Raw genomic sequence first — 22,451 nt, forward strand, 5'->3', positions numbered from 1 at the left:
TTGCCCGAAGCAAGTGATCTAACATGGCTGCTCTTCCTGAAGGTGCGGCCCTCAATGTTCCGAAGCTTTATCTCTGCCATCATCGGGCTTACCTGTCTCGCGGTGCTGGTACCTGCTCATGGGTTTGAATTCACATCAAACCAAGACTTCCTCCCAGTCCATGAAGCGTTCAAGGTTTCCGCAACTGGCACTCCAGATTCCGTACAAATTCGCATCCTGGCAGCGCCTGGGTACTACTTGTACAAGTCCAAATTGAGTTTTCAAGCTCAGGGCGTTGGTGTTCGGTCAGGCGCAGCAGTGCTGCCCGCGGGTGAGCACAAAGCAGATCCCTATTTTGGAAACGTGGAGGTTTATCACGACACATTGGTGGTACGCCTACCAGTTCAGAACCATGGTGCTGATGGCTTTGACGTGAGGGTTGGCTTCCAAGGGTGCGCCGAAAAAGGTCTTTGCTATCCCCCTGATCAACAGATCATCCGTATAGAAGGGGATGCAGGGATTACAGCCGCCAGTGACTGGAGCGCAATGTCAGTGGTTTCCGCATTCATAGCGGGCCTGAAACTGTTCCTCACACCAGGTGTTTTGCCTGTCATTCCACTACTCGCGTTTCTGCTTCTACTCGATAAACCCTCAGTCCGAAGAGGCATCACTATAGGACTAGCTTTCACGGCACCCATGGCGACAGGTCTTGTGGTCCTCAGCTCAGCTATAGCGCTAGCAGAAGACGGCATCGAGATACAGCCCATCGCTCAGTCCGCATGGATACTCGTACCGTCAGTATTAGTTCTGTTGGGTCTGGCTGTTATGGAAACTCACATTGGCAAAACCCGGCGAGATGTCCATGGACATCACGCCAGAAGAGTCTTTGTATTTTTTGCCGGCGCCCCATGCGCAGTAATGCTGGGCTTAGTATCCCTTATCTACACAACACCATTCACCTCATCATCGATGGCAGCGGTGATGCTGTACCTCAAGGCAGGGGGTGAGCCCATTGGAGGGATAGCGCAACTTGCCGGGATCGCATTGGGTATGAGCAGTCCGCTGGTGCTGTTTGCCGCGACATTGGGAGGACTGCTTTCCTCAGTTGGGAAGTGGAATGAGGCGATTCTGGTGTTCGTTCGCGCGCTTCTGGCCATTGTCGGAGTTTGGGTGCTTGGACGTGTGCTGCCAGGGCCGGTAACACTGGGCCTTTATGGGGTAGTGGCGGTCTGTTCGGCCGTGTCACTTGGAGTTTTCGGATCACTGGGGTCAGCGCTATCGCTGTCAAGTAGGGTCGCCGCGATTGCCGTCTTGTTATATGGGATCGCCGCATGGATCGGGATGCTCAAAGGCGAAACGTCACCCTTACAGCCTCTGGGTCCAGGCATCTCCTCAGAGGCCCCCCGTGAACAGCCCTGGATATTGGTCAACACACCACAGCAGTTGGCCATAGCCCTTGCTGAAGCTAAGACTGCGGGAAGCCCGGCTCTTGTGGAGTGGGTAGCGAGTTGGGCCCCAGGGAGCGACCAAGTTGCCGACACAGCGCGGCACGTTACATTGATAAGAGACAGTCTCGGGGCTTTCAAAACTATTCGAGTCGACCTCAGTCAGGGTGGCCATTCGGTTCGCAGCTTATTGGAGCTAAACGGACTTTTGGGCCCCGCATCTGTTCAGGTGTATCGCTCTGATGGGGTTGAGGTTCAATCATCCAGGCTTGTCGGTGTAACCACGGCCAAGGAGATCGCTAAGTCGCTGCAGGCTATCGATAATTATACGGATAAGTGAGGATGCGTAATGAATACACTTCAATCTAAACCTCCTAGCCAGGATGAAGCCCGTGGACGGCTCACGAAAGATCAATTCATAGCTTTACGATCACTTGCAAAGGGTCATTGGGTACAAGGAAGTGCGATTCAGTGGAAATTCAACCGAACCTGGCTCTCGGTACACGTATCGAATACCTTTTTGGATACGGTTAATTCGCTTCAAATACGGGGCCTGGCCATCAAGGGGAAATGTTGCTTGAAATGCAAACGTGACGTCTACCTGCTGACCGAGGCCGGATTGCAGCTTGTAACTCATGCCAACTCTCCTTACCAAAATCGCCAAGTGAAAAGGGAGGCAGCGATCAAAAAACAGAGCATCACCTCCCGACTGCTCTACTGGCTTGGTAGATAGCCGATAGACCGATATGGAAATAAACCAATTACAATTCTGCGCCATGATATCTATTTAAATATTGCGCTTTTGCATTAAGGTATGTGAAAAATATGAAAACTTTAGTCGGAATGTTTTGGGGAATGGTCGGCGGGGTATTTGTTGCCTGTGGAATAATCCTGTTCACCCAGCTAATTGGGGCCGGAGCCGATTTGCTTGGCTTTACTGAATGGACTTATCGTTACTACATGATTTGCCTCAGCGTATGCTTCGCCTTTCTAATTATGTCGAAGCCTGCACGTAAATATTGGAGGTTCATGACAGTTTTCTTTGTTGCAGTTGTCTTGGTAATTGGAGTTGGTTTCAATACCTTTCTTGATACATCAAGCGCCAATGCTCAAATGGATCAGATTGCGAATAGTCTCCTGGCGATGTCTTTGATTGTGGCTAAAGCAGTCATGTACGTGGGTCCAGGTGCCTTGACAGCATTTTATGCGTTTGTAGCGTTCAACGGGGTGTCAAAAGGTAATGCTAGCAAAACTCTCAACTGATAGCTGAACGGTCTGTCACCTGAACCCTTGATTTCGGCAGTTTAAAACTGGCTGCTAAATTACCAGTTACTAGGCGAAAGTCCTCATAGGAATTTACATGAAACGAAATATGCCCATCGCTCTAACGGTGCTGGCTCTTGCGGTAGGGATCGCCGTTGGATATGCAATTTGGCATACCGATCCAGTTGAAACCCAGGTCATACCACCGGCTTCTTTGAAAGATTTTTCACGGCGAGCGCTGGAAGATTTCTGCGGACATAGTGCTGTATTCTCCGGCTTGGTAAGGCCCGGTACTGTTAAAGATGGTGTGCGCGAACAGAAGGTGGTGCGCGGCTTCCAGATGATCGCAAAACCGCTGTCAGACAGGGCAGCAGTTTGTTCCGTCAAGGCTTCGATCATAACCAGAACAACCCAGCAAAACGGTAACTCCATGGAGATATCGGGGGATACTCATCTGACTTACCTCGTTGCGCTTAATGGCGATTCAGAAATCATTTCGGAGGAGTTTGCAAAGGAATTGCTCAACTCTCACGTGATCCAAGTTGTGGCTTCAAACCTTGGCAACGACGGCACCATCGTTCCGAAAGTTAAACTGAAATTTTAGTTGGGCGTCGGCTCGATGCCATACGCTTTAAGCATGCTCTGAAGGATCGCAGCTGTAGGTTTCTGAAATAGATGCGCCATCTGATTGGTGAAAGCCTCAATCGGCGGTGCCAGGTTTTCGGAATACCTGCGACTGCTGATGGCAATTGATGCGACTGCCCTAGGATCTGTCCATAATAGCTGCGACGGCCTGTGGAATCTTCAAGGGGAAGTCGCTCAGCTGCATTCCAAGCTCAGCCGTTGCTGGGCCGAGTCATTAGGAGAGGGGCTCTTTTCGCTCCCTTTGATCATCAGGAAGACACTTTATGAAAGCCCTTGTAATCACTGGAGGCCCTGCGTCTGGAAAGTCGTTCCTGCTTTGGCATATGCGGCCGCACCTTAAGATGCTCATGCTTGAGCCAAGCCTAATGCAAGAGCCTATCTGGGAGCCGCCGCAGGATGAGGTAGATGCCGTAGTGATCGACCACTTCACCCGCGTGCCCAATATCACAGAGATAGTCACCCGCGCTGTCAAATGGTGCGCCGGAAACGACTGTCCTCTTATTTTGGTTGGTCAATCAGGCACCGCTTTGGATCAGGTAATGCACCTGCTGCAAGGTGAGCGGATCGTCATGCACCTGGAGCGTAATTTTGACTCGGGCCATGTCCGAGTGGCGATTGGAGGGCACGTCGATGACCTATCAGTCGAATCGCTGACTGGGAAAGCATTGGGCTTGCTCGGAATGGAGATGAGTGACTTGCGGCCCAGCCAGAACTGTTAAGGGAAATGGCTATGAAGATTCTGTGCCTGCTAAGGCGACACGATTTCCATATCGCCCATGGCCACCCTGCCGGCAAGCTGGGTTACTGCATTCACGAATGAACCAGGTGCAGCAAAGCAGTCGTGAGCGATCCCGGTTTGGGCGGCCCGTACCCGATCCTCAATACTCAGGCCGCTATCGAACGGGATGCCTCGAAAGCAGCAGCGTGCAGCTCGCATCGTCAAGCTGAAGCGTAATTACGGGCTCAAGTGAGCCCTCACAGCCACATCGGAAATCGAAAAATGGACATTCAGAACGCACTTTGGAAACTGCACGCGCTGGGCGATAGCTCGGTGCTGGGCGATCATTACCGCGCCGCTGGCAAGCTGGCCGCAGAAGTGTTGAACAACGTTCGCAACTTGGCCGATATGGGCGCAGGCGAGGGCTTGGCAGAAGTCTCGACAGTGGTGCGCACCCTGGCAGAGCAAGCTTCGAAAGTTGACGAGCAGTCGATGCAAATTCACACCCTGGAGCAAGACAATGCGCGCCGTACGCAGTTGCTCACAGAGCTGCTGGAGTATGCAGAGCGACAGGATGTTGAGCTGAACCCGGCAGGTGTCGATTTCGACGAACCACCGCTTTACGGGCTGGTTCGCGAGTGGGCAAATCCAGTCGACCACGCAACCGCCACAGCGGCCTAGGAAAACAACGATGAAATTGATTTGCGCTGCCTTGCTCGGCCTGATTGCAAACTACGCTCTAGCTGGGGACGACGCCAAGACCGTGGCCTATAACAAAGAACTTGGGGCTGCGATGATTGCAGCTGCATGTGCTGCCAAGGCGCAGCCAAGTTCGACGGTCGGTGCAGATGGCTCTATCACCCAAGCCTATGACGCCAGCTCCGAAGACCTGCACCACTGCCAGTACGTCAGCGAGATGAGCGCTTCTGGCTGTGTACAGACTGCAGACTGCCAGGGTTATGAGGATTGGACGCGGGTCAATCCGGCTATCTCGCCAGACCTTACACGCGAAGCGTTCCTGTCCGCCCTAGAGGCACGGAAGGCTTCGTCTCACCGCCAAGACAACTGATCACGGAGAGCCGTATGAAAGCGAAGGATTTGGTCATTCGTAAATATCCCGAAGCAACTGCTGTAAAAGAAACTGGGACTTTTGCTGGTGGCAAGGTGCGATACAAAATTTTGATTACCCCAAAATCGCGCAATGTTGCTGGTTGGGGACAGCGCGAATCTTGGGCCTGGGCCGAAGCCGCTCGTGAACTCAAATTGATGTAGAAATTCGCGGCGGATCTGCCAGCGAGGTTGTCGTGCAAGCTCTTGAGCGGTCGCGCTTAGAAGCCTAGGTAAAAAACGCTCCACACCACCGGCCCGCTCATGCGGACTCTATTTTGTCTTGGTAATAGCAGTTATTTCCAGCATTTCGCATTTATTTCAAGAACCGACAGCAGCGCTTTAGAAGAGTACCCTCTACAGGGAGCTCCAACAGGATTGATCCATGACGAAAAGGGAGCCGAGGCTCCCTTTTCTTGTCAGAATGAAATTAGTTTTTCAGACGGTTAAATGCGTCAGTAATCGCTTCATCAGTGAACTTGTAACGTTGACCACCTACAATTTGGACAGTCCAAGGGTACTTCGGCCGGCGAGGGTGATATCCCACGAGGTTGAACTCGCCGTAAGACGATGATTTCAGGGTCGTATCAGGATCGACGCCTCGGTGCTTGCATTCCAGCTCAAGTATCGTACGCTCTTGACTCACGCCTCCCGGAATGCGGATTTTAAGCTGAACAGTCAGTTCGCTTCCTGAAAAAGAACCGTTCCCAATTTCAAGCTCATAACCGGTGCTCAATCCATTCATGGCCTTCTGGATGCACTCAACAGCCGACTTTGCTTTCGTGCGGTCAAAGTTAGCTGCTGCTGCTGGGTTGGCTGCTTGTGTCATGGTGATGCTCCTCTATGAATGTGGAGCCATTTCAACCCACTCTAGCGCGTGCCAGAACCCGCAGAAGAGAATTACAGAAATATGGTCTGCGACACTTTCACGCCCAGCGTGCTTACTTGCAGAACGCGTGCTGAAAGGGCCAGTTACTGCATGGGGCTGTGTGCAACAACTGGCAGTGCGTTCACTCCCGTGATCCCTGGGGGCTTAGTCTTTCGCTTCTACAAATTGCCATCATCGTCGCGAAGTTCATAAATCACAGACAGAGCAGCGTTAACTATCGGGTTTAGGCGAATCGCATCTGCAACCACTTGCTCTCGCTCTCCATCAGTCAGGTTCTGCCAGATCCCGATGTTAGGGCCGCTGAATGCAACATCGGGCTCCTCAACGTCGAAATAGGCCTCGATATAGGTCAAGATGAACTGGCCGCAATCATCACCGCGACCCTCTATGTGTAGCCGGCCGTTCGCTAAGCCTTCCCAGAACATGGATAGGTCCGCCTCCAAGTTACTGGAGTCGACTGCACTTTCTTTCATGAGGAGTTGGACGTCCTCGAGGGAGAAGTCGCTTTCTAAAAGTCTGCAAAACCCGGTGCCAAGCGGTTCGTCGATCTTGTAGGGTGCCGTCGAGGTAAATCCGACAACATCCATAATCGCGATGGGCTGGTCGATCATCTCAGCATGAGGGAACTCCAGCTCTCCGAGTGGCCGCATGTTATCCATCATCGAAAGCTCAAGGGCTTCAGCGTCGTTAAGCTGTCGAACCTCAGCAGGAATTGTCTCCAGTCCACCAACTATTGCGCCTTTCCAGCGGACCAAGCCGCATACGACTTCGAAGAGATCGCCAACGGGCCTGACAATCAGCGGTTCGCGAATGCCATGTACTTTGATGTCAGCGGCCATGGCCTCTACCTGGGCATTGGGTTCAGCAGGGCTGCCTAGGGCTTTGAAGTATTTCAATCGTGAAAGGGGGATCTGAATGATCATAGACACTGGAACCTTTGCCTTGGTTAAACAATTTCATAAGGATGAAATCAGTATAACCCCGTTCATTTGTGGGATCCCTTGCAGGTGCGTCAGGGTTCGGCTGAGCGAAAATCCTCGTGCACGATTTACCGCTACGATCATGATTCAGCACTGCTAGGCGGTGTCCGCGATAGATGCGTCGTGGTTTTCGTTTTGTAGGCTGTAGAAATCAGGGTCCGCCCATGCAGCACATAACTTTGCTGATAGGCCGGTAACTGCAACCATGAATCGGCAACAGTCAGGTTCGGAGAACGCCAGCGAATGTCCGACGCTGACAGAGTAGCGGGGGAAAGCTTCGCGATCACCTGACGCAATTTCAGGATCCACTACACCTCGCACATGGCCAATGAGCGTCATGTACCGCCAGTGGGCCGACTCAAGGGACAGCTGTTGAGCAGGGGTTGCGGTGTTAAGGATCGCATTGAATTCTGCGGGATTCATCATTGCCTCGTCTTCTCTGTAGCCCCCACCGGCTGTTCGCTTCCACCGGTAGGACATCATCTTTTTCACGACTTGAGGCTAATGCTATACCGCCGAAAAGCAACCCATTACCTGGCTTCGGAAAACTAATATGAGCGTCACACACCATCTGGCCAAGATCAAAGCGACCGTGTCTTTGCGGCTAACGCTTCAGGAATTTTGCTACTAGGTACAAGCCCCAACTCATCACAAATCTCTTTGCCGCCTTCTAGGATGAAGCCTTGCCGCTGTGATCTATTGACGACAGCAATCTCGGTGATGCCGGCCAAATACGCACTGCTTGCCTGTTTGAGCCAAACTCTTGCGCAGACACCGTTACTGATGGCCTGAGTAAAGATTTGCGTTGTAACCGTATTCTCATCAAGCACAACCGTGGTTCGGGCTCCTTGTTCAGTCACACTTTCTGGAGCCCAAGCGCTGAGCGCCACCCCGACTTCGCCTGAAGAGTCAGCTGAGGCGAAGCCAGGCACAAGCAAGCCCGCTATGATTCCCCACTTCAAAGACCTCATCCCTTTAGCCATTGCTTCGTACCCAGAGTAAGTGCCACCCGGAAAGGGCTGCATCACTACAATAGTGCCCCACCAGACATCAACGCGGAAGATGAGAACCCGATTCGGGGCTGGAATCGTCCACCTCCACTTCAGGGACGTCATAGCCCGCTAACAGGGTCGTAGCGGCGCTGTTCAGCATGTTGCCGGATTGGAAATACCCCATCACAGTCGAAATGCTGGTGTGTTCTGTCATAGCCATCACATCACCCAGCGGCACACCCTGTCTCCCAGCCTCAGTCACAAAGCCTGATCGTAAACTGTGTGCACCCCAATCACCCTCTAGGCCGGCAAGCTTTGCACGCCTCTGTAGGATTCGGTTTACCTCATGACCAGTCATGGGTGCTGTTCCCACCCTGCCGCCTCGTAGCATCCCCCGAAAAAGCGGGCCACTCTCAATCGGGGCAACACTAAGCCAAGCAGTCAAAGCATGGGCGGCGGCACCCGTCAGAGGCTTCTCACGCCGGACGCCAGCAGTATCTGTCTTGGTTACCCCAAGTGAATACATCCAAGTGTCAGCATCGAGCCTTCGAACATCCGAGACCTGAAGGGCCACAACCTCAGAGCGGCGCCTGCCGCCGCCACTCCACGCTAGTAGGAGAAGTGCCCGATCGCGTATGCCTCGCACTCCATCTACTGAGCATGTGTCCAGGATTGCCTTCAAAGGCTCAGCCACGAGCGCTGTCTTCTTGCGAACCGAAATGCCGCCCCGGGCCTGGGCCTTTTGCGCATCCCGCATCAGTGCTTTGACCTCTTTGTTATCAGTAGGGCTATCCCAGCCTTTTATCCCGTGCCATTTGCCAAGGACTGCCAGCCGAAGGCTGACCGTGTTGTAAGAGTGAGGCCCCAGGGTAGCTTTGATCTTGGCGTCGACCAATGCCTGATCAGCTGAAGGGGGGAGGTTGTGTGTCCAGGTGCCGTCATCCTGCGGCCTATTTAAATGGTCAACGATGAATTGGATGGTTACCGCCGGTGATATTGGCCCATCCCCTAGTGCCAGCCCATAACGGACCTGCAGCCAAGCCGACCAATAGGTAAGCGCGCTCTGGTAACTACGAACCGTGTTGGGCGCAGTACCAGCCTTCAAAAATTCCGTTACAGCGTCCTGCGCTGCCTGGCTGAGTGTATCAATCTGTAGCAATCCCCCGCGGGGGGTGCTCTTCAGGCGCTCTAGAGATGCGTCGGTGGTTGAACTCACCAATTCAGACTTCATGCCCATTCCCCTCAAACTTCTTATGCAAAGGCCCATTTTTTTGGGTTTTCGATCTTTACTTCCGGGAATCGTATTATATATTACGTCCAACGTATTATTTCTTAATTCATGATCCGTTAACCAATCCTTATCGGATATAGAATAGTGGAGTTTGACCCATGTCGACAGGTGTACCTGAGCAGGAAGTCTTTGATGCGGCTGACGCCGTGCTGGAGGGCGGTAAGCGCCCAACGGTTGAGCGGGTACGAGAAAAGCTGGGGCGCGGTAGCCCGGCGCGTGTCGGCGCCCTGCTTGATGAGTGGTGGGTGCGCCTGTCAGCCAGGCTGCGCGCTGAGACGCGCCTGCCAGGCTTGCCCACTGAAGTGGCGCACGCCTTTGTGGACATCTGGAAGCAGGCCACTCTGATGGCAGAGGCTGTGGTGGAGCAGGGCATGTCTGTCCAGCGAAAGGGGCTAGCAGAGGAGCGCGAGCGAATTGCCGGCCTCGAAGAGCAGGCTCGCAAGGACGTAGCCTTCGCAAGATCTCAAACCAACGAAGCACAGACCGCACGACTCGCCATTGAAACTAGACTGAAGGACTTGCAGGTATTGTTGGATCAGCGAAATGCTGACCTAGAGGATATGCGTGAGCAGCGAACTGACTATCGTGCAAAACTCGCGGCCGCGGAGCAGAAGCTGGTAGAAGCATCGGCTCAGGCCGAAAACACTCGGGCTGAGCAGGAGCGCTACACGCGCGATGTTGAGGATCGATCTCACAGAGAAGTTGACCGTGCAAGAGAGGAACTCAAATCGGTTGCTGCACAACTGCAGGAAGCCAATGGCAAGCTTCAATCAACACTGAAGACCCTGCAGGAAAACCAGAGCGCCCTGGCATCATCACGTGAACAGTCAGCAGCGGCCCAGGCACGAGCTGATACGCTGGAACAGCAATTGATTGAGACCAGGAAGGCTGCGGCGGCACCAAAACCTCGAGCGAAGCGCCCACCGAAAAGCACCTCAGGACAGAAGAAAACGGACTGACAATCAACGTCCAGGTAGACCCATGATCAATGACAGCTACGAAAAAACAGTGATCGATGCCGGCCTGTTTAGATTCCCCGGGCAGGACCTGATGAAGAACATCAATAAGGCCTACACGCTGTATTACGACGAAACGAACAATATCCGAAGCCTATCCTTGACTGGAACCGGGCTCAATCATGAGGTTCTGGATTGCTTTGTGCTCGGGGGTGTAGCGCTGGGGCCAGGGGCCAGCCTGCCTGATATTCATGACCTGAGGGCTCAATTGAGAATTCAGCCATCAGTCAAAGAGTTGAAGCTAAAGCACCTTGCCCAAGGGGGTTACATCACCTGCCTCAGCTCCAACAAGCTGGAGCAGTTCCTCACATGGCTTCTGGCGTCGCCAGCTTACATTCACTTCTCTAACTTCAGCATCTTGAACTGGTCGATAGTCGACCTGATTGACTCGCTGCTAGACCATGATCAGTTCGAGGCCTACAGATCCATTCGGGACGATCTGAAAAACGAACTCCACGCCATAGTGAGGCTAGAACCACTTGGGTATTTCCGGCTACTAAAGACCTTCGACTACCCGAACGTACCTGCCGCGCGAATACCCGAATTCCTAAAAGCTGTACGCCAATTTCTCTTCAGGGGCGGCTTCACGTTCAGAAACATGGCAAGAATGGCGCTCTCAGACCTTCTCCAAGAGGCTGCCAGGGTTACTACGTTGGTGTATCTTTGCGGCAACGAGAAGGATGAGTTGGTGAGTGGTTTTGATACAGCCTTCATCCATAGACTTGCCACATTCGTGAGGTCGGTTCACGTATTTGACGAAGAACCGCGGGTCAGGGAAAGCCTTGACCGCAACGAAATTGTGTGGGGTGGCCAGCCCGTAAGCTACCGGTTCGCAATTTCACACAATGAACCAGCCATACAGATCTCGGACATTCTCTGCGGACTCCTGGGCAAACATTTCAGCTTTATGGAAAAGTGCAGCATTGATCAACTGGAAGAAGCGAGTGCAAAGCTGTCAGAGCAACAGCGCCGCAACGCTGATCTGGTGGCTAAGCTGATCGACAAAGCAGATGAGGAATGCCCTGCCTTCATCTTTAATCAGGCACCTCATGAGAGCAATGCCAAAAGTCTGTGGTTCTTGCATGGGATTGAATACCCGGAGGAGTACCGCGACTGATGAAGCGCGGCACGAGTGCGGCTGATCAATGCCTGGCCCTTAAATGTCTGCAGCAACCAATCAGCCAATCGTGATAAACGCTTTCCAACAGGGTCAAACGCTTGCAAGCGTTCCTAGTCAGCCTCAAATTATCGTTTTCAAGAGGTGATAGGCAGAACCAAACTTTGCGATACCAAAACCTAGCTACACAATAATCATAAGCGTGGGCAGAAAGCCCTAAACGACAGCCCCGACCGAGGCGATTGGAGATACGCAGGCATGAAGGCAAAATGGTCTTCCGAAGATCTAACCACCCTGGAGCAGAGCGTGCCTCAGCAGGGCATACAGGGAGCTGCCGATCAAACCAAACACTCACTGCGGGAAACATATGAGCTGGCAGTAGCTCTAGGCATCTATGTTCCCCCGAACGGTGCTGGGCCTTGGCCACGATCAAGCAGAGGAGCTGCCTGGCCGAGTGGCGATGAACGAATCCTGCGGCAGGAATATGTTGGCCACCAGTCGATCGCTTCGATAGCTGACCTGCTTGGCAGGTCACCTCAGGATGTCGAGGCCATGACCATAACCCTGGCCCTTGCAGGAACATCTGATGCACCCAACAAAAGAGTTATCAGAGAGCGAAGAAGTAGCCCGCCATTGACCCCAATGCCCCTTACCCCGCAGGCGCTGCATGGCAAACCTCAAGACAAATCAGCAACCACAAAACATGTCTTAGCAACAAAGGGCGATGAGGATCCTGATGAGACAATGCTGCTCGAGCCATTTGTACCGCCGGCCGTAACGTCCGCTAAAGAGTTCCGAAAGGCAGCCGAATCATTTCTCGCCGCTGCGAGCAGTTTCCACATAGCTCCGCACGAATCCCTGCTTAAACCCGTTCCTGATTTGCCACCTAGATCACGCTGGACGAAGGAGAAGGACGACTACCTTAAGCAGCACTACCATAGCCAACCGGTCGAACAGATAGCCGACCACGTCGGAATGTCCTACTACCAAACCACTAACAGAGCTCGACGCTTGAAGGTAGCCAACACACTGGTTACCTGGACCCGCGAGGAAACGATTTTCCTGCTCGAGCATCTCCAAACAGAGCCGCTTCCTTGGGTAGCAGAGCAGTTGGGCCGGACAATGGCTGCTGTTAGTCTGCGTCCAAAGCAGCTGGGTATATTCCCGGGCTGGACAGGTCACGACGATCAGCTGCTGTTACAGAATCTTGGGAAGAAGACCAACGCCGAGATTGGCAAGCTGATCAACAGACCTGAATATGCAGTCGATAAACGAGTGCGATTCCTCAAAAACGAGACCTCTGAGTTTTCAAGGGCGGGACTGAGTCGGCTATTTGAATCCAAAGGCAAAGAATGGGTCGACGGGCTCATCTACTTGCCAGTGCGGCCGGCAGAGGTCAACAAGCGGAAATGGACCAGCGCTGAAATCGAAATTCTGAGGGAGTATTACCCTAAGAAAGGATCGATCTGGTGTGCTGCAAAGCTAGGTATGCTCGCAGAGAGAATCAGGCACAAAGCACAAAGTCTCGGGCTGCACTCCAACAAAGTCACCACGCCTTGGAGTGCCGAAGACGATGCCTGGCTTTTAGCCAATGTGCATACTCTAGCCAGAGAAAAATGCGCCAAGCACCTGAACCGAACTGTGGGTGCGGTATCAGTACGAGCATCAGTGCTCGGAGCCTTCAAGCTCGTCTAGGACTTGAGAGCAATGGGGCGTAGCGCTGTGGTTAGGCCACAAGCGCTACACCCCTTAACCGGCCTGTCGAACGGGGCACAGGGGCCGACCAGCAGTTCAAACTGGTAACATGGACGTATTCAACTACCAAATAGCAATCAATTCCCCATGAACGACGTACAGCCATTCATTTCACCAGCGAATTTCTACCTACCCGGCACTCTCTGCCTAGCAATATGCATCTGTATCACAATCCGCTACACCTACAGATACCTGGTATTTAGGGCCATCGATCGCGACGGGTATAGCTCACCTCAATTGCAAGCCTTCCACTTGCGCAAGCTAGCAGGTGAGCGCGGCAAGATCATTACCTCGACACGAAAACAGGCTTTGATTGCACTGGCTAGCTTGGCAGGATCTCTGAGCTTGGTGGTCCTCGTCGTACCAACGTGGAGCTTCTGACAGTGCCAACAACCAAAGGAGTCAACTCACTCATCAAAGCAGCCTGGCTGGCATTCCTCATATGGGGGATGTTAATGACCGCTGAACGACTGTACTGGGTGAACGCTGACTCATACTCCATGATACTTGCGAGCCCTTTGACGATAAGCGAGTCGATGGCTACAGGCCCGACGTCGTATGGCGCGCTCTGCCACGGGGAGGGCGCCACCTTAGCTGATAAGTCGAACGGCCATTTTATTCGGTGTGGCTTTACCTGGAGCCCAGGTTCGACATTCAGAATCGAGAACTACGAACAGTTCGCTGAATGGATGTGGAGAGACGTGAAGTAAGGCAGCTGAGAGGCTGCCTTCTGATAAGACAGGTTATCGACCGCGAATACTGCCTCGGTTACTTGCGGAGCGTTCCTGATTAATTGCGTTGTAGTAAATGTCCTGGGTGGTTGAAAGGCTTTCGTGACCCAGATCCATTTGCAGGTGCTTTGCGTCCCGGAATTTGGCATCGAACGTTGCGCCCGTGTGCCGTAACCAGTGCAAGGTAACCTCCATCAATTCCTGACACTCGTCCTCAGGCTGTCCGTCGGCCTGCATTCTGGACCGAGCGCGGTCGAAAACTGGCTGAACAATATTCCGGATCTGGCGTGCAGTCAGGTTGGGCCGGCCATGGCTTGTATAGAGCAGCGGTGCATCGTCGGCCTTGGTCGGCAGTGGCGACATATTCAAGCTCTCACGGTACCGCTTGAGGTAGGGGATAAAGGCATCCTTAACCGTGATCTCACGCTCCTTGTTGCCTTTCCCAACAACCTCGAACCACCATGAACCATTTCTTTTGAAAAAAGAGTTCATGGTCGGAAGCCAATCATCTCGGCCAGACAAGTCACCAACCCGTAAGTACATCGCAAAGAGGGCCACGACGATGAACAGAGTACGCTCGTGTTTGGGGTCCTCATTGGCCATTGTCTCGGCCTCACCGACAAGGTAGTCCCACTGCAGCGTGGTCAATGCCTTGATCTTAGGTTTTCCCCGCTTGCCCTTCACCCGTTTGATAGATTTGAACGGGCTAGCGATGTCCATGCCGTCCTGCAGCAAGAAGTCATAAAACGAACACGCAACCGAGTAGATCAGATCAGTGCTTCCTGATCCCTGTTTCTTCTGACTGGCGACGGGCTTCACATGCGCCTCAGCAGCCCTCTTGCGGTCAGCTTTCTCGATCTTCACGCCGAAAGGTCGCCACCGAGGGTTGAACATAAGCAGGCCATCCTTGGGAGCAAATCTGCGCATCGCAGAAGCACCAACCCATGACTGTGGTGGCGCGACGTTGAACGCGAGGAAAGCCTCAGCATCAGTGCGGGTCAGATCCAGTACGGACTTGCTCTGGACAATCCAACTCCAGAGAATCAAACGCTCCAGATAACCGCGGTAGTTTTTGAAGGTGGACGGCGATTGGCTGTAGGACTTTAAAAAAGCTCGAGCATGACGAAGATCGGTCTCAACACTGATCTCGGCTGGAAAAGCAGCCAGGTAAGGGGCCATGTCTGGATGCAGGTCTTTAAAGTCGGCGTAGTCACCCAGGATCGATTCAATGGTATCGAAAAGGGGGCGGGGAGGAATTGCCTCTACTCGCTTAGTCAAAAAGTAGTGCTCCAATGTTGACGCCGGCTACATGACCATAAAGCGTGTACAGCTCATGGTCGAAGAACAAGGCTAGTAAACCGCCGGCGATGATAAAGGGGCCAAAGGGGAAAGGCTCGCTTCGAGATTTTACCCCTAAACCCGCAATGAGTCCGACAATTGATGCAGCCACGGCAGATACGAGAATTATCAAAGGGAGTGCTTGCCAGCCGAGCCAGGCCCCGAAGAGGGCGAGCAGTTTAAAATCACCGTTGCCCATTCCCTGGCGGCCGGTGATCGCCTGAAAGATCAACGCCGGCAGTGCAAGGAGCAGGTAGCCTGTGACAGCTCCAATGAAGCCATCCTGGAGCGTCGAGAAAAGCCCAAGAAAGCTGGCAGCTAAGCCAACCCATATGCCCGGAATAACGATCGTATCAGGCAGAAGCATCTCATCGAGGTCGATAAGGAAAAGTGCAGTTCCGCCCCAAACCATCAGAAGCGCGAAGCAAGTCTCTGCACCATAGCCAAAGTGCCAGGCCGTGCCGAATGATAGGCCGGCAGTCACCAGCTCAACTATTGGGTATCTTGCCGAAATCGGCGATCGACAGCCTGAACACTTTCGCCTCAACAAGAGCCAGCTGATCAACGGAATGTTCTCCCAAGGCTTGATCGAATGGCCGCAGGATGGGCATCGGGAATTCGGCATTGCAAGGTTGAACGGCTCGGTCGGAGTGGCTTCCATTTGAAGGGCAGCACGGGCATCCTGCAGCCAGGATCGCTTCATCATCACAGGCAGCCTGTAGACAACAACGTTGAGGAAGCTGCCGACCATCAGGCCTACAATCCCCACTAGGATCGCAAAGACTGCTGGATAGAGCTTCAATAAGTGCAACGTGGTCATGGTGTGTCACCGGTGGTAGGTTGGGAGACGGAATCAAACCCGCAACCTTGATTTTACCGGGCTTGGAAAATTCGACACCTCAAAACCTATGCATGGAATTCACCTGTGCTTCACTTAACTTCCAGTCTTTTGAACGGAAAAACACCATTCAGGCCTACCATGGCGCTAGCCGCGATACTTGGCCAGTTATTACTAGAAATCAAACTGAAAGAGTGAAGCCCAGCATGAACAATGAATGCGGAAAACTTGAATCATTCCAACCTACTGAAGAAAACAATTACTCCCTATTTGCCGGAGCATTAGAGCAGGACACCCTAGTCTTCTTTCATGCAACTCCAAAGAAGAATTTGTTCTCAATACTGAAGCATGGTTTCAAATCATCGCTCGATTTGGGCACTGGCCAATTAGCATCGGTGTCTTACGCAAAGAAAAGCAGTTCATGCTTAGCCCATCTCGGCAGGGATATCGCGCAGGAGTTTCTGGTTTTCGCCGTTAGGTTCGAAACCATTGAAGCACCCGAGATTGTCGAGAACATGTCTGATATCCATGTTTTCGGCACCAACGTACAACCATCCCTACTAGGGTACTGTGAAATCCCGGAAGGGTTTAAATACTGATGATAGTGAGGTATTTAGACAGTTGATTATTTTGTGGGGAATGGCAAGGCGGAGGAGGGTAGCTGCGCCCATTTGTTCAGGCGCAGCATAGTGATGCGTTACTTATCGGAACGAGGAAGGCTGGGGCCAGCAAATCCAGGGATCAGACGTGAACAGACTTCGGCAAGAGCCTCAGCAGTAATTGGCTTGACGATGTAAGCCGAAGCGCCAGCATTAGCAGCAATCTGCTTGTCTGCAGGCATTGATCGACTTGTGCAGACGATGATTGGCACCACACTAGCATCATCGTTTCGGTCGCGGATCTCAGCGATCAGCGATATTCCATTCATCAAGTCGTCCAACGTCCAGTCCATGATGACGCAAGAAGGCCTGAATTCCTCCAGTTCCCGGAACACACCCTCCGCGTTGTGCACCGCACGAATTTCTTCAAAAAGTTCAGCTGCACACTTTCTAGCAAGATAAGTGTCGGTGGGGGAATCATCGACAATGAGTAATGTGCTCATTTTGTTTCACCTGATCACACGAAGGGGAAGGGCATGGACAAGGAGACCATTGGGATCAGTAAGCAGAATACTTCTGCTCAATGGTACGTTGTTCGCGCAAGTGTTGCTCATAGGTCAACTGCTTGTCTTCAAGGCGATGATCAAGCTCTCGCAGATCTTTTGCCTTCTCAAACTCTACTTTGCGCCGAGTGGCATAGAAGTTTTGCACTTCAGCTGCGGCAGCAGTATCAAAAGGCATCCACAGAGGACCGAGAGAGATTACCCAAAGCGGGATGGAGAAGACTGCGACTGCGGGATGATTAGTATAAAAGTAACCAGCGGCTGGCAGAACACCCAGTCCAGCGGCTAATGCGACTGACTTCTCTTCAACAGCAAGCCCCTTGCTTTCATACACCTCCATCTCTTGTTTCTGTCCATCTGCCAGGTGAGTGGTGCAGCCTGATGCTACGATTACCATAGAGATTGCTACAGCGATACCTGTGAAACGTTTCATGCTAAATCCTGGCGTGTGTTTTGAGCAGTCTGTTATAACCGTCGGACTGCGATTTACAAGCCGGCGAGCATAGCCCATGGCCAGATAAAGGCGATAGCCAAAAGAGGCGCTCCTTTTCCACGCGACAACACTTGATGAGACCAGCAGAGGCTCACACCCGATTGCCCGCTCCGATGCACAACGCCTGACGTGAAACTTACGCAAGGAGTTTCCAGAAGAGAGGCTCAGAGTGCCTTGAACTGCTCGAGCAGGGAGGCTTCAATAGCGCGCTGATGCAGAAGCGATGCGTCAAGGTCCGAGTTAATGCCAGCTAGCATCTTGCTTCGATTCACACTTAGCACGTCTGCCTTGTCGACCAGGTACACAGCCATGGTAGAGATGATGCCAGTAGCCGCACCAACGATGACTGCTGTAGCAGTGTCGGCAAAAGGAACAAGGAACGGAACCGCCATCATCGACTTGCTAACAGCATCTTCCAGCAGAACGCCACCTACTATGATGCCCCCACCAACTAGCACCTTCGATGCCTCATGCAAGCCCTCTCGGATCCCCATTCCCTCAGGGCGCACAATCAAAGCTTTGCAAGCTCCAACCAAGGCATTGCCACCTTCGCGGATCATACGAACAGTCCGCTTGGCAGTGGTCAGGAAAGCGTTGGTCAGCACAGTGACTAGGTTAGCTAGGAAACCACTGAGAAAGCTCCCAGCCGCGGCTGAGAGCACAGCCTTCCACTGCTTGGCTACTCTCAGTCCGACTTTCCTGAGACGACGCTTGAGCTCAGCAAATATTGAATTACCGTCGGCTCGGCCGTTTTTGTACCAATCGCTTACCTCATCAAATATCCCTGCGAACAACTCGACCAGGATAGCCCCCATTGCTGACTGAAAAGCGGCGCGGCCGCCGGCTGCGACGCTTGTCTTCAAGCAGTCATTCCGGAATTTTGGGCTGCGATAATAGGCGTCGTTGATCTTTTTCTCGTTGGCCGCCCGAGCCTTTCTATCTGCCTCAAGCAAAGGCTCCGGATTTGCCGCGATTTTCTCTTGCTCTTTGAGCTTGGCGAGTTCGTCTTTTTGCTTTTGGCTCATAGGCTCGCCGGCATCAACCTTCGCCTGTAGCTTTGCTTGTTTCTTCGCTCGGGTGTCTTTCGTCTGCTCAAGCCACAGCACATATTCAGTGGCTGTTTTGGTGCCCATTGCCGAGTTTGTTGAGTACGAGGTGATCTGCAGATTTGTTGAAGCATTCGCAAGCTCAACGCCGTCCAATCCTGCGAGAACTCTGCCGGCATCGTTGTGGATCTCTTCTGCGGCAATAACATGATCAATGCTGTGGCTATCACTCCGCTGGCTGCTCATTTGCTCACCGGTGTAGGCATCAGTCACCTTGCCTTCTACCCGATCCCTTGTGCTGTCCTGGCTCATCTTTTTGTAGGCGGGATCACGGTGGTGATAGTTCTCCTTCACCCTCTTCGTGTACTCACCCCTATCCGCATACTTCTGTTCAGCCTCATCAGTGGCATACACACCGGCCCGGGCGTTGTGGATCGTATCCACTACACCGCCGGTCTTGTCATAGGCACTGAGCATTTTCCCGACCCCAAAAGGCCCGGCGATTGCCTGAAGAGCTGATCGACGTGTGTCAGAGAAAAGACGCTCTATACGCTGTGAGTGAAAGGCGATCTCAAGCTCGGATAATCTCGCCCGAACCTCGTATTCAGGGGCCTCATTTCGCCCCAAGAGTCTAGATTCCGTGGGAAAAGCCTGGGCAAGAAACTGATCGTCCACTGGGGCATTAAGTACGCGCTGCGAATCAGCTGGGGAGGGCAGCACAACAAGTGAGGGAGCACTACGGATCTGTGCAAGCAACGCTTGGGTCTGACGGAATCGATCGGCACTTTCGCTCATCAACAAGGCCTCAACCGACGGATCGTAACAGATGCCATTCCGACCGGAATGAGGATCGGCATTGTTCGTTGGCCATCTGCTTAGATTGCGCGACCAGGTCTACGAGTTCATCGAACAGCTTCCAGTTTTCGGGCGAGCCGACCTTAGCGGCAAGTGCATAGGCGGTGTTGATAGATGGAGGTGCTGCTACGGCTTCGTCTACTTTGATCCGGACAAAGCTTGGTATGTACGCCTCGGAAACTCCGAGAAGGTATGCCTTGATCATGGCTACGTCATCATTGCTGACAGGTCCGAATGTAGCCGCGCATGCAACGCCGATCGTGACGCAGGCGAGGGTGATCTTGAACCCTTTTTGGGACTCAGCGTATTTGGCCAACATCTCTGCTGTAGCCGCATTATTCATCTGCCGCAGAATTTCCTGGCGTGCTTTCTCTTCTGCTTCACCTTTTGCCCGGCCAGCAGCGTGGGCTGTTTTATTGGCGCTGCGGTTCCACAAATACATCCCGGGCACCGTCACACATGCAGCGATAGCCGCACCGCCAACGATTAAGGCAACCCTGCCAGCAGCTTGTGCGACCATGATAAATCCGTGAAATGATGAGATGCGCAACTATCTCACCATTCAGTGCCACTTAATAGCCATTACAGGATCACAGATGCCCTCAGCCGCGCGGCTTTGACAGTCACCCTAAGTGCGATTTACGGCCAAGCACAAGCTTCCCAAGCATGAACAGTCCGACCAGCAAGGACCCTACGACAATCCCGACAATGCCATCGAACAAAGGCGCCCCTACTACAGCCAGCGCCGGCCCGGCGACTGCAACACTAGATACGGTTCCAACTACGGTCTCACTCATGACGTGAAGGAAAGGCAACCCATGTGTGTAAATTCCGCCGCCGACAAGCCACATCGCAATTGTCCCCACGACAGCCAATACACGCATCAGCACGGGTGCAAACCACAGAAGAAACCGACCTGACGCATTGCCAATGGTACGCGTGCTCGTTACCAATCGCAGTCCAACATCGTCCATACGAACGATGCCCGCAACAAACCCGTATACCGCGAATGTGATGATTAGAGAAACGACCACCAGCGTGAGGAACTGCTCAAGCAGTGGTTCACTTGCAACGGTAGCCAGCGCCAGCACTAGAATCTCGCCGCTCAGCACAAGGTCGGTTATCACCGCCCCCCGGATTTTCTTTCGCTCAAACTCAACCATGTCGACCTTCGGCTCGGCGATCGCCTTTACGCGTTCGGCCCGCTCTTGGTCAACTTCAGGATGAAGGAAGCGATGAAGGACTTTCTCAACCCCCTCGAAGCAAAGGTAAGCACCGCCAACCATGAGCAAAGGAGTAATTGCCCACGGTGCAAAGGCACTGATCAACATCGCGATTGGGATCAAGGCTGCCTTATTGAGTAGTGACCCTTTGGCGACAGCCAGTACAACCGGGATCTCGCGCTCGGCTCGCACCCCGGTAACCTGCTGAGCATTCAGCGCCAGGTCATCACCAAGCACGCCTGCCGTTTTCGTTGTTGCGATTTTACTTTGGGCCGCCACGTCGTCTAGCAACGTCGCGATATCATCAAGCAAGGCCAAGCCAGATCCAAATGCCACGGTAATTCCAAGTTTTAGAAGTGTTCCATGCAAGGTAACTGCATGATTCAAAATGGCCAGGACTCAGCGAAATGCCTGGATTGCCAAGCCTGCAGCGCCTAGAAAAATACAACCGGCTACAAGTGCCCAGGCCAAAATTCGAGTTTGTCTCCCAAGCTCGATGATGAAATGCGGCGAAGACGGGTAAGTAGCAGATCGAATCTCACTGGCTGTGGCTCTTGCGGGTTCTGAAAGCAGCTGAAGGTAAGCCGCTTTGGCCTCATCCATCTCCCCCGTGACTCTGAACAGATCTGCTTCCGCATCTTCAAGCCCCGATACAAGCTGAGCCTCACGCTCTGCAGCTTGCAGCAGATCGGAGTTCCTTCTTTCTGAAAGCGCCCCTAATTCAGTCCTGGACGCCTCCAGATTATCGGCAGCCGATGCAAGCTCATTTTTAATCGCTTCTACCTGAACGCTGAGAGCCTCACTAGCTTTCTCGGCGCTACTGCAGCGATTGATCGAATTGGCGGCGATGTCAATCAATTGGCCTGGATTCAGAAACTTCACCTTCTCCCAGTTCCAATGGGGTTTCAGCTCAGCGACCTTGCGCGCGCCAATTACCCTTACACCCGCAGCACTGGAAAGGTAAAAACCAGCGTTCCCGAAAACATTATCTATCCGCCGCTCATTCTCCGCTCTAAGGGCCGCGGGCAGGGCATCAAGCGTGATCTGCGGCAATTCTGTAGTTACAACCTTGTAAGAGCCGTGAGCAGTACCGCCAGATAGAATGCGAAGCAACTGGCCGACAATGTACGACCCGATGCCAAGCCCAGGATGACGAACGATCAAGCCATCTTGAGGGCCGAACTGAACTAATCCATTTTTGTGGTCCACAATGAACCAAGCAACGTCGTGAGTAGGGGAGAAGGCATTCGAAAGTTCCGAGTTCTCGCCGGCGAACCGAAATGAAACCCGGCCGAACAAGGCCCCCGCGAACTCTCCACCGTGATGAACAAAGTTGACCACCTGAGTAACGCCGAGGCGGGTGGAGCCGTCAGGAAGGGTGATCAGACATGCTCGATCAGACGTAGGAAGGGGAGATTTATCCAGTTTTCGAGCTAGAGTAAGTAATGCGCTATCCTGATGTATCAGCTGAGCCATAAACTGGTTTCCAAATCTGAACGGACGCGGCCGGTAGAATGTTTATTCTATCAGGCGCCCACTCCTAAATTTCCGCACATGTGCTTTGGCGG

Annotated in this window: 24 protein-coding genes; 12 read left to right on the forward strand and 12 right to left on the reverse strand. The window is 52.9% G+C overall.

Features of this window, described 5'->3' with window-relative positions; genetic code table 11:
- Positions 1-54 precede the first annotated feature (54 nt).
- From MF6394_RS00330 to MF6394_RS00370, 8 genes are all read left to right on the forward strand, one after another.
- Positions 55-1,764 carry a protein-disulfide reductase DsbD domain-containing protein gene (locus MF6394_RS00330; RefSeq protein WP_078465753.1) on the forward strand — a complete coding sequence of 570 codons (1,710 nt, stop codon included), beginning with the start codon at positions 55-57 and terminating at the stop codon, positions 1,762-1,764.
- A gap of 9 nt (positions 1,765-1,773) precedes the next feature.
- Positions 1,774-2,157, forward strand: coding sequence for a hypothetical protein (locus MF6394_RS33610; RefSeq protein WP_153045942.1), 384 nt, complete (start codon positions 1,774-1,776; stop codon positions 2,155-2,157).
- Positions 2,158-2,249: 92 nt separating this feature from the next.
- Positions 2,250-2,687: a hypothetical protein gene (locus MF6394_RS00340; protein WP_078465755.1), complete on the forward strand. Its 438-nt coding sequence runs from the start codon at positions 2,250-2,252 to the stop codon at positions 2,685-2,687.
- Between the two features lie 97 nt (positions 2,688-2,784).
- Entirely contained in the window at positions 2,785-3,291 is a 507-nt protein-coding gene (locus tag MF6394_RS00345) for a hypothetical protein (RefSeq protein ID WP_153045943.1), read from the forward strand.
- A gap of 304 nt (positions 3,292-3,595) precedes the next feature.
- The gene (locus MF6394_RS00350; RefSeq protein WP_078465757.1) at positions 3,596-4,051 is read left to right on the forward strand and encodes a hypothetical protein; all 456 of its coding nucleotides are present in this window, start codon (positions 3,596-3,598) and stop codon (positions 4,049-4,051) included.
- A 281-nt stretch (positions 4,052-4,332) separates the two neighbouring features.
- Positions 4,333-4,731 carry a hypothetical protein gene (locus MF6394_RS00360; protein WP_078465758.1) on the forward strand — a complete coding sequence of 133 codons (399 nt, stop codon included), beginning with the start codon at positions 4,333-4,335 and terminating at the stop codon, positions 4,729-4,731.
- Positions 4,732-4,741: 10 nt separating this feature from the next.
- Entirely contained in the window at positions 4,742-5,119 is a 378-nt protein-coding gene (locus MF6394_RS00365; RefSeq protein WP_078465759.1) for a hypothetical protein, read from the forward strand.
- 14 nt (positions 5,120-5,133) lie between these two features.
- Positions 5,134-5,322 carry a hypothetical protein gene (locus MF6394_RS00370; RefSeq protein WP_078465760.1) on the forward strand — a complete coding sequence of 63 codons (189 nt, stop codon included), beginning with the start codon at positions 5,134-5,136 and terminating at the stop codon, positions 5,320-5,322.
- A 265-nt stretch (positions 5,323-5,587) separates the two neighbouring features.
- Here the strand turns inward: MF6394_RS00370 and MF6394_RS00375 are convergent, their stop codons facing one another.
- From MF6394_RS00375 to MF6394_RS00395, 4 genes are all read right to left on the reverse strand, one after another.
- A complete protein-coding gene (locus tag MF6394_RS00375) occupies positions 5,588-5,986 on the reverse strand; it encodes a hypothetical protein (protein ID WP_078465761.1) in 399 nt (132 codons plus the stop codon).
- A gap of 218 nt (positions 5,987-6,204) precedes the next feature.
- Positions 6,205-6,969: a ParB/RepB/Spo0J family partition protein gene (locus MF6394_RS00380; protein ID WP_078465762.1), complete on the reverse strand. Its 765-nt coding sequence runs from the start codon at positions 6,967-6,969 to the stop codon at positions 6,205-6,207.
- A 638-nt stretch (positions 6,970-7,607) separates the two neighbouring features.
- A complete protein-coding gene (locus tag MF6394_RS00390; RefSeq protein WP_153045945.1) occupies positions 7,608-7,988 on the reverse strand; it encodes a hypothetical protein in 381 nt (126 codons plus the stop codon).
- A gap of 88 nt (positions 7,989-8,076) precedes the next feature.
- Entirely contained in the window at positions 8,077-9,249 is a 1,173-nt protein-coding gene (locus tag MF6394_RS00395) for a site-specific integrase (RefSeq protein WP_078466135.1), read from the reverse strand.
- Between the two features lie 158 nt (positions 9,250-9,407).
- On the opposite strand from MF6394_RS00395, the gene MF6394_RS00400 reads away from it, so the two are divergent.
- The 3 genes from MF6394_RS00400 to MF6394_RS00410 all read left to right on the forward strand — a co-directional run bounded on the left by MF6394_RS00400 (position 9,408) and on the right by MF6394_RS00410 (position 13,137).
- Positions 9,408-10,268, forward strand: coding sequence for a DNA-binding protein (locus MF6394_RS00400; protein WP_078465765.1), 861 nt, complete (start codon positions 9,408-9,410; stop codon positions 10,266-10,268).
- Between the two features lie 22 nt (positions 10,269-10,290).
- Positions 10,291-11,442, forward strand: a complete 1,152-nt coding sequence (locus MF6394_RS00405) for a DUF3800 domain-containing protein (RefSeq protein ID WP_078465766.1) — start codon at positions 10,291-10,293, stop codon at positions 11,440-11,442.
- Between the two features lie 258 nt (positions 11,443-11,700).
- Positions 11,701-13,137 carry a hypothetical protein gene (locus MF6394_RS00410; protein WP_078465767.1) on the forward strand — a complete coding sequence of 479 codons (1,437 nt, stop codon included), beginning with the start codon at positions 11,701-11,703 and terminating at the stop codon, positions 13,135-13,137.
- A gap of 803 nt (positions 13,138-13,940) precedes the next feature.
- Here MF6394_RS00410 and MF6394_RS00425 read toward each other — a convergent pair.
- Positions 13,941-15,206, reverse strand: a complete 1,266-nt coding sequence (locus tag MF6394_RS00425) for a tyrosine-type recombinase/integrase (RefSeq protein WP_233100538.1) — start codon at positions 15,204-15,206, stop codon at positions 13,941-13,943.
- Positions 15,199-16,086, reverse strand: a complete 888-nt coding sequence (locus MF6394_RS00430) for a prepilin peptidase (protein WP_078465770.1) — start codon at positions 16,084-16,086, stop codon at positions 15,199-15,201. Before MF6394_RS00430 ends, MF6394_RS00425 begins: the two co-directional genes overlap by 8 nt.
- A gap of 92 nt (positions 16,087-16,178) precedes the next feature.
- On the opposite strand from MF6394_RS00430, the gene MF6394_RS00435 reads away from it, so the two are divergent.
- Complete coding sequence (locus MF6394_RS00435; protein WP_153045946.1) at positions 16,179-16,703, forward strand: hypothetical protein; 525 nt, start codon at positions 16,179-16,181, stop codon at positions 16,701-16,703.
- A gap of 98 nt (positions 16,704-16,801) precedes the next feature.
- Here the strand turns inward: MF6394_RS00435 and MF6394_RS00440 are convergent, their stop codons facing one another.
- From MF6394_RS00440 to MF6394_RS00465, 6 genes are all read right to left on the reverse strand, one after another.
- Complete coding sequence (locus MF6394_RS00440) at positions 16,802-17,206, reverse strand: response regulator (protein ID WP_078465772.1); 405 nt, start codon at positions 17,204-17,206, stop codon at positions 16,802-16,804.
- A gap of 55 nt (positions 17,207-17,261) precedes the next feature.
- Positions 17,262-17,699, reverse strand: a complete 438-nt coding sequence (locus MF6394_RS00445; protein ID WP_078465773.1) for a hypothetical protein — start codon at positions 17,697-17,699, stop codon at positions 17,262-17,264.
- Positions 17,700-17,923: 224 nt separating this feature from the next.
- Positions 17,924-19,600, reverse strand: coding sequence for a hypothetical protein (locus MF6394_RS00450; RefSeq protein ID WP_078465774.1), 1,677 nt, complete (start codon positions 19,598-19,600; stop codon positions 17,924-17,926).
- A 10-nt stretch (positions 19,601-19,610) separates the two neighbouring features.
- Positions 19,611-20,180, reverse strand: a complete 570-nt coding sequence (locus tag MF6394_RS00455) for a hypothetical protein (protein ID WP_078465775.1) — start codon at positions 20,178-20,180, stop codon at positions 19,611-19,613.
- 103 nt (positions 20,181-20,283) lie between these two features.
- Positions 20,284-21,219 carry a DUF808 domain-containing protein gene (locus MF6394_RS00460; RefSeq protein WP_078465776.1) on the reverse strand — a complete coding sequence of 312 codons (936 nt, stop codon included), beginning with the start codon at positions 21,217-21,219 and terminating at the stop codon, positions 20,284-20,286.
- A gap of 63 nt (positions 21,220-21,282) precedes the next feature.
- On the reverse strand, positions 21,283-22,359 hold the full coding sequence (locus MF6394_RS00465; protein ID WP_078465777.1) for a hypothetical protein: 1,077 nt from the start codon (positions 22,357-22,359) through the stop codon (positions 21,283-21,285).
- Between the last annotated feature and the right edge of the window lie 92 nt (positions 22,360-22,451).

It is taken from the genome of Pseudomonas sp. MF6394, from assembly GCF_002018845.1.
In the GTDB taxonomy this organism is placed as follows: domain Bacteria; phylum Pseudomonadota; class Gammaproteobacteria; order Pseudomonadales; family Pseudomonadaceae; genus Aquipseudomonas; species Aquipseudomonas lactis.

Bases quoted from the DNA above. Each gene is read 5' to 3' on its own strand.
- MF6394_RS00395 (WP_078466135.1), bottom strand. From the start codon at position 9,249: ATGAAGTCTGAATTGGTGAGTTCAACCACCGACGCATCTCTAGAGCGC.
- MF6394_RS33610 (WP_153045942.1), top strand. From the start codon at position 1,774: ATGAATACACTTCAATCTAAACCTCCTAGCCAGGATGAAGCCCGTGGA.
- MF6394_RS00445 (WP_078465773.1), bottom strand. From the start codon at position 17,699: ATGAAACGTTTCACAGGTATCGCTGTAGCAATCTCTATGGTAATCGTA.
- MF6394_RS00365 (WP_078465759.1), top strand. From the start codon at position 4,742: ATGAAATTGATTTGCGCTGCCTTGCTCGGCCTGATTGCAAACTACGCT.
- MF6394_RS00430 (WP_078465770.1), bottom strand. From the start codon at position 16,086: ATGACCACGTTGCACTTATTGAAGCTCTATCCAGCAGTCTTTGCGATC.
- MF6394_RS00330 (WP_078465753.1), top strand. From the start codon at position 55: ATGTTCCGAAGCTTTATCTCTGCCATCATCGGGCTTACCTGTCTCGCG.
- MF6394_RS00450 (WP_078465774.1), bottom strand. From the start codon at position 19,600: ATGAGCGAAAGTGCCGATCGATTCCGTCAGACCCAAGCGTTGCTTGCA.
- MF6394_RS00440 (WP_078465772.1), bottom strand. From the start codon at position 17,206: ATGAGCACATTACTCATTGTCGATGATTCCCCCACCGACACTTATCTT.
- MF6394_RS00350 (WP_078465757.1), top strand. From the start codon at position 3,596: ATGAAAGCCCTTGTAATCACTGGAGGCCCTGCGTCTGGAAAGTCGTTC.
- MF6394_RS00435 (WP_153045946.1), top strand. From the start codon at position 16,179: ATGGAATTCACCTGTGCTTCACTTAACTTCCAGTCTTTTGAACGGAAA.
- MF6394_RS00455 (WP_078465775.1), bottom strand. From the start codon at position 20,180: ATGGTCGCACAAGCTGCTGGCAGGGTTGCCTTAATCGTTGGCGGTGCG.
- MF6394_RS00410 (WP_078465767.1), top strand. From the start codon at position 11,701: ATGAAGGCAAAATGGTCTTCCGAAGATCTAACCACCCTGGAGCAGAGC.
- MF6394_RS00360 (WP_078465758.1), top strand. From the start codon at position 4,333: ATGGACATTCAGAACGCACTTTGGAAACTGCACGCGCTGGGCGATAGC.
- MF6394_RS00405 (WP_078465766.1), top strand. From the start codon at position 10,291: ATGATCAATGACAGCTACGAAAAAACAGTGATCGATGCCGGCCTGTTT.
- MF6394_RS00380 (WP_078465762.1), bottom strand. From the start codon at position 6,969: ATGATCATTCAGATCCCCCTTTCACGATTGAAATACTTCAAAGCCCTA.
- MF6394_RS00370 (WP_078465760.1), top strand. From the start codon at position 5,134: ATGAAAGCGAAGGATTTGGTCATTCGTAAATATCCCGAAGCAACTGCT.
- MF6394_RS00400 (WP_078465765.1), top strand. From the start codon at position 9,408: ATGTCGACAGGTGTACCTGAGCAGGAAGTCTTTGATGCGGCTGACGCC.
- MF6394_RS00345 (WP_153045943.1), top strand. From the start codon at position 2,785: ATGAAACGAAATATGCCCATCGCTCTAACGGTGCTGGCTCTTGCGGTA.
- MF6394_RS00375 (WP_078465761.1), bottom strand. From the start codon at position 5,986: ATGACACAAGCAGCCAACCCAGCAGCAGCAGCTAACTTTGACCGCACG.
- MF6394_RS00465 (WP_078465777.1), bottom strand. From the start codon at position 22,359: ATGGCTCAGCTGATACATCAGGATAGCGCATTACTTACTCTAGCTCGA.
- MF6394_RS00340 (WP_078465755.1), top strand. From the start codon at position 2,250: ATGAAAACTTTAGTCGGAATGTTTTGGGGAATGGTCGGCGGGGTATTT.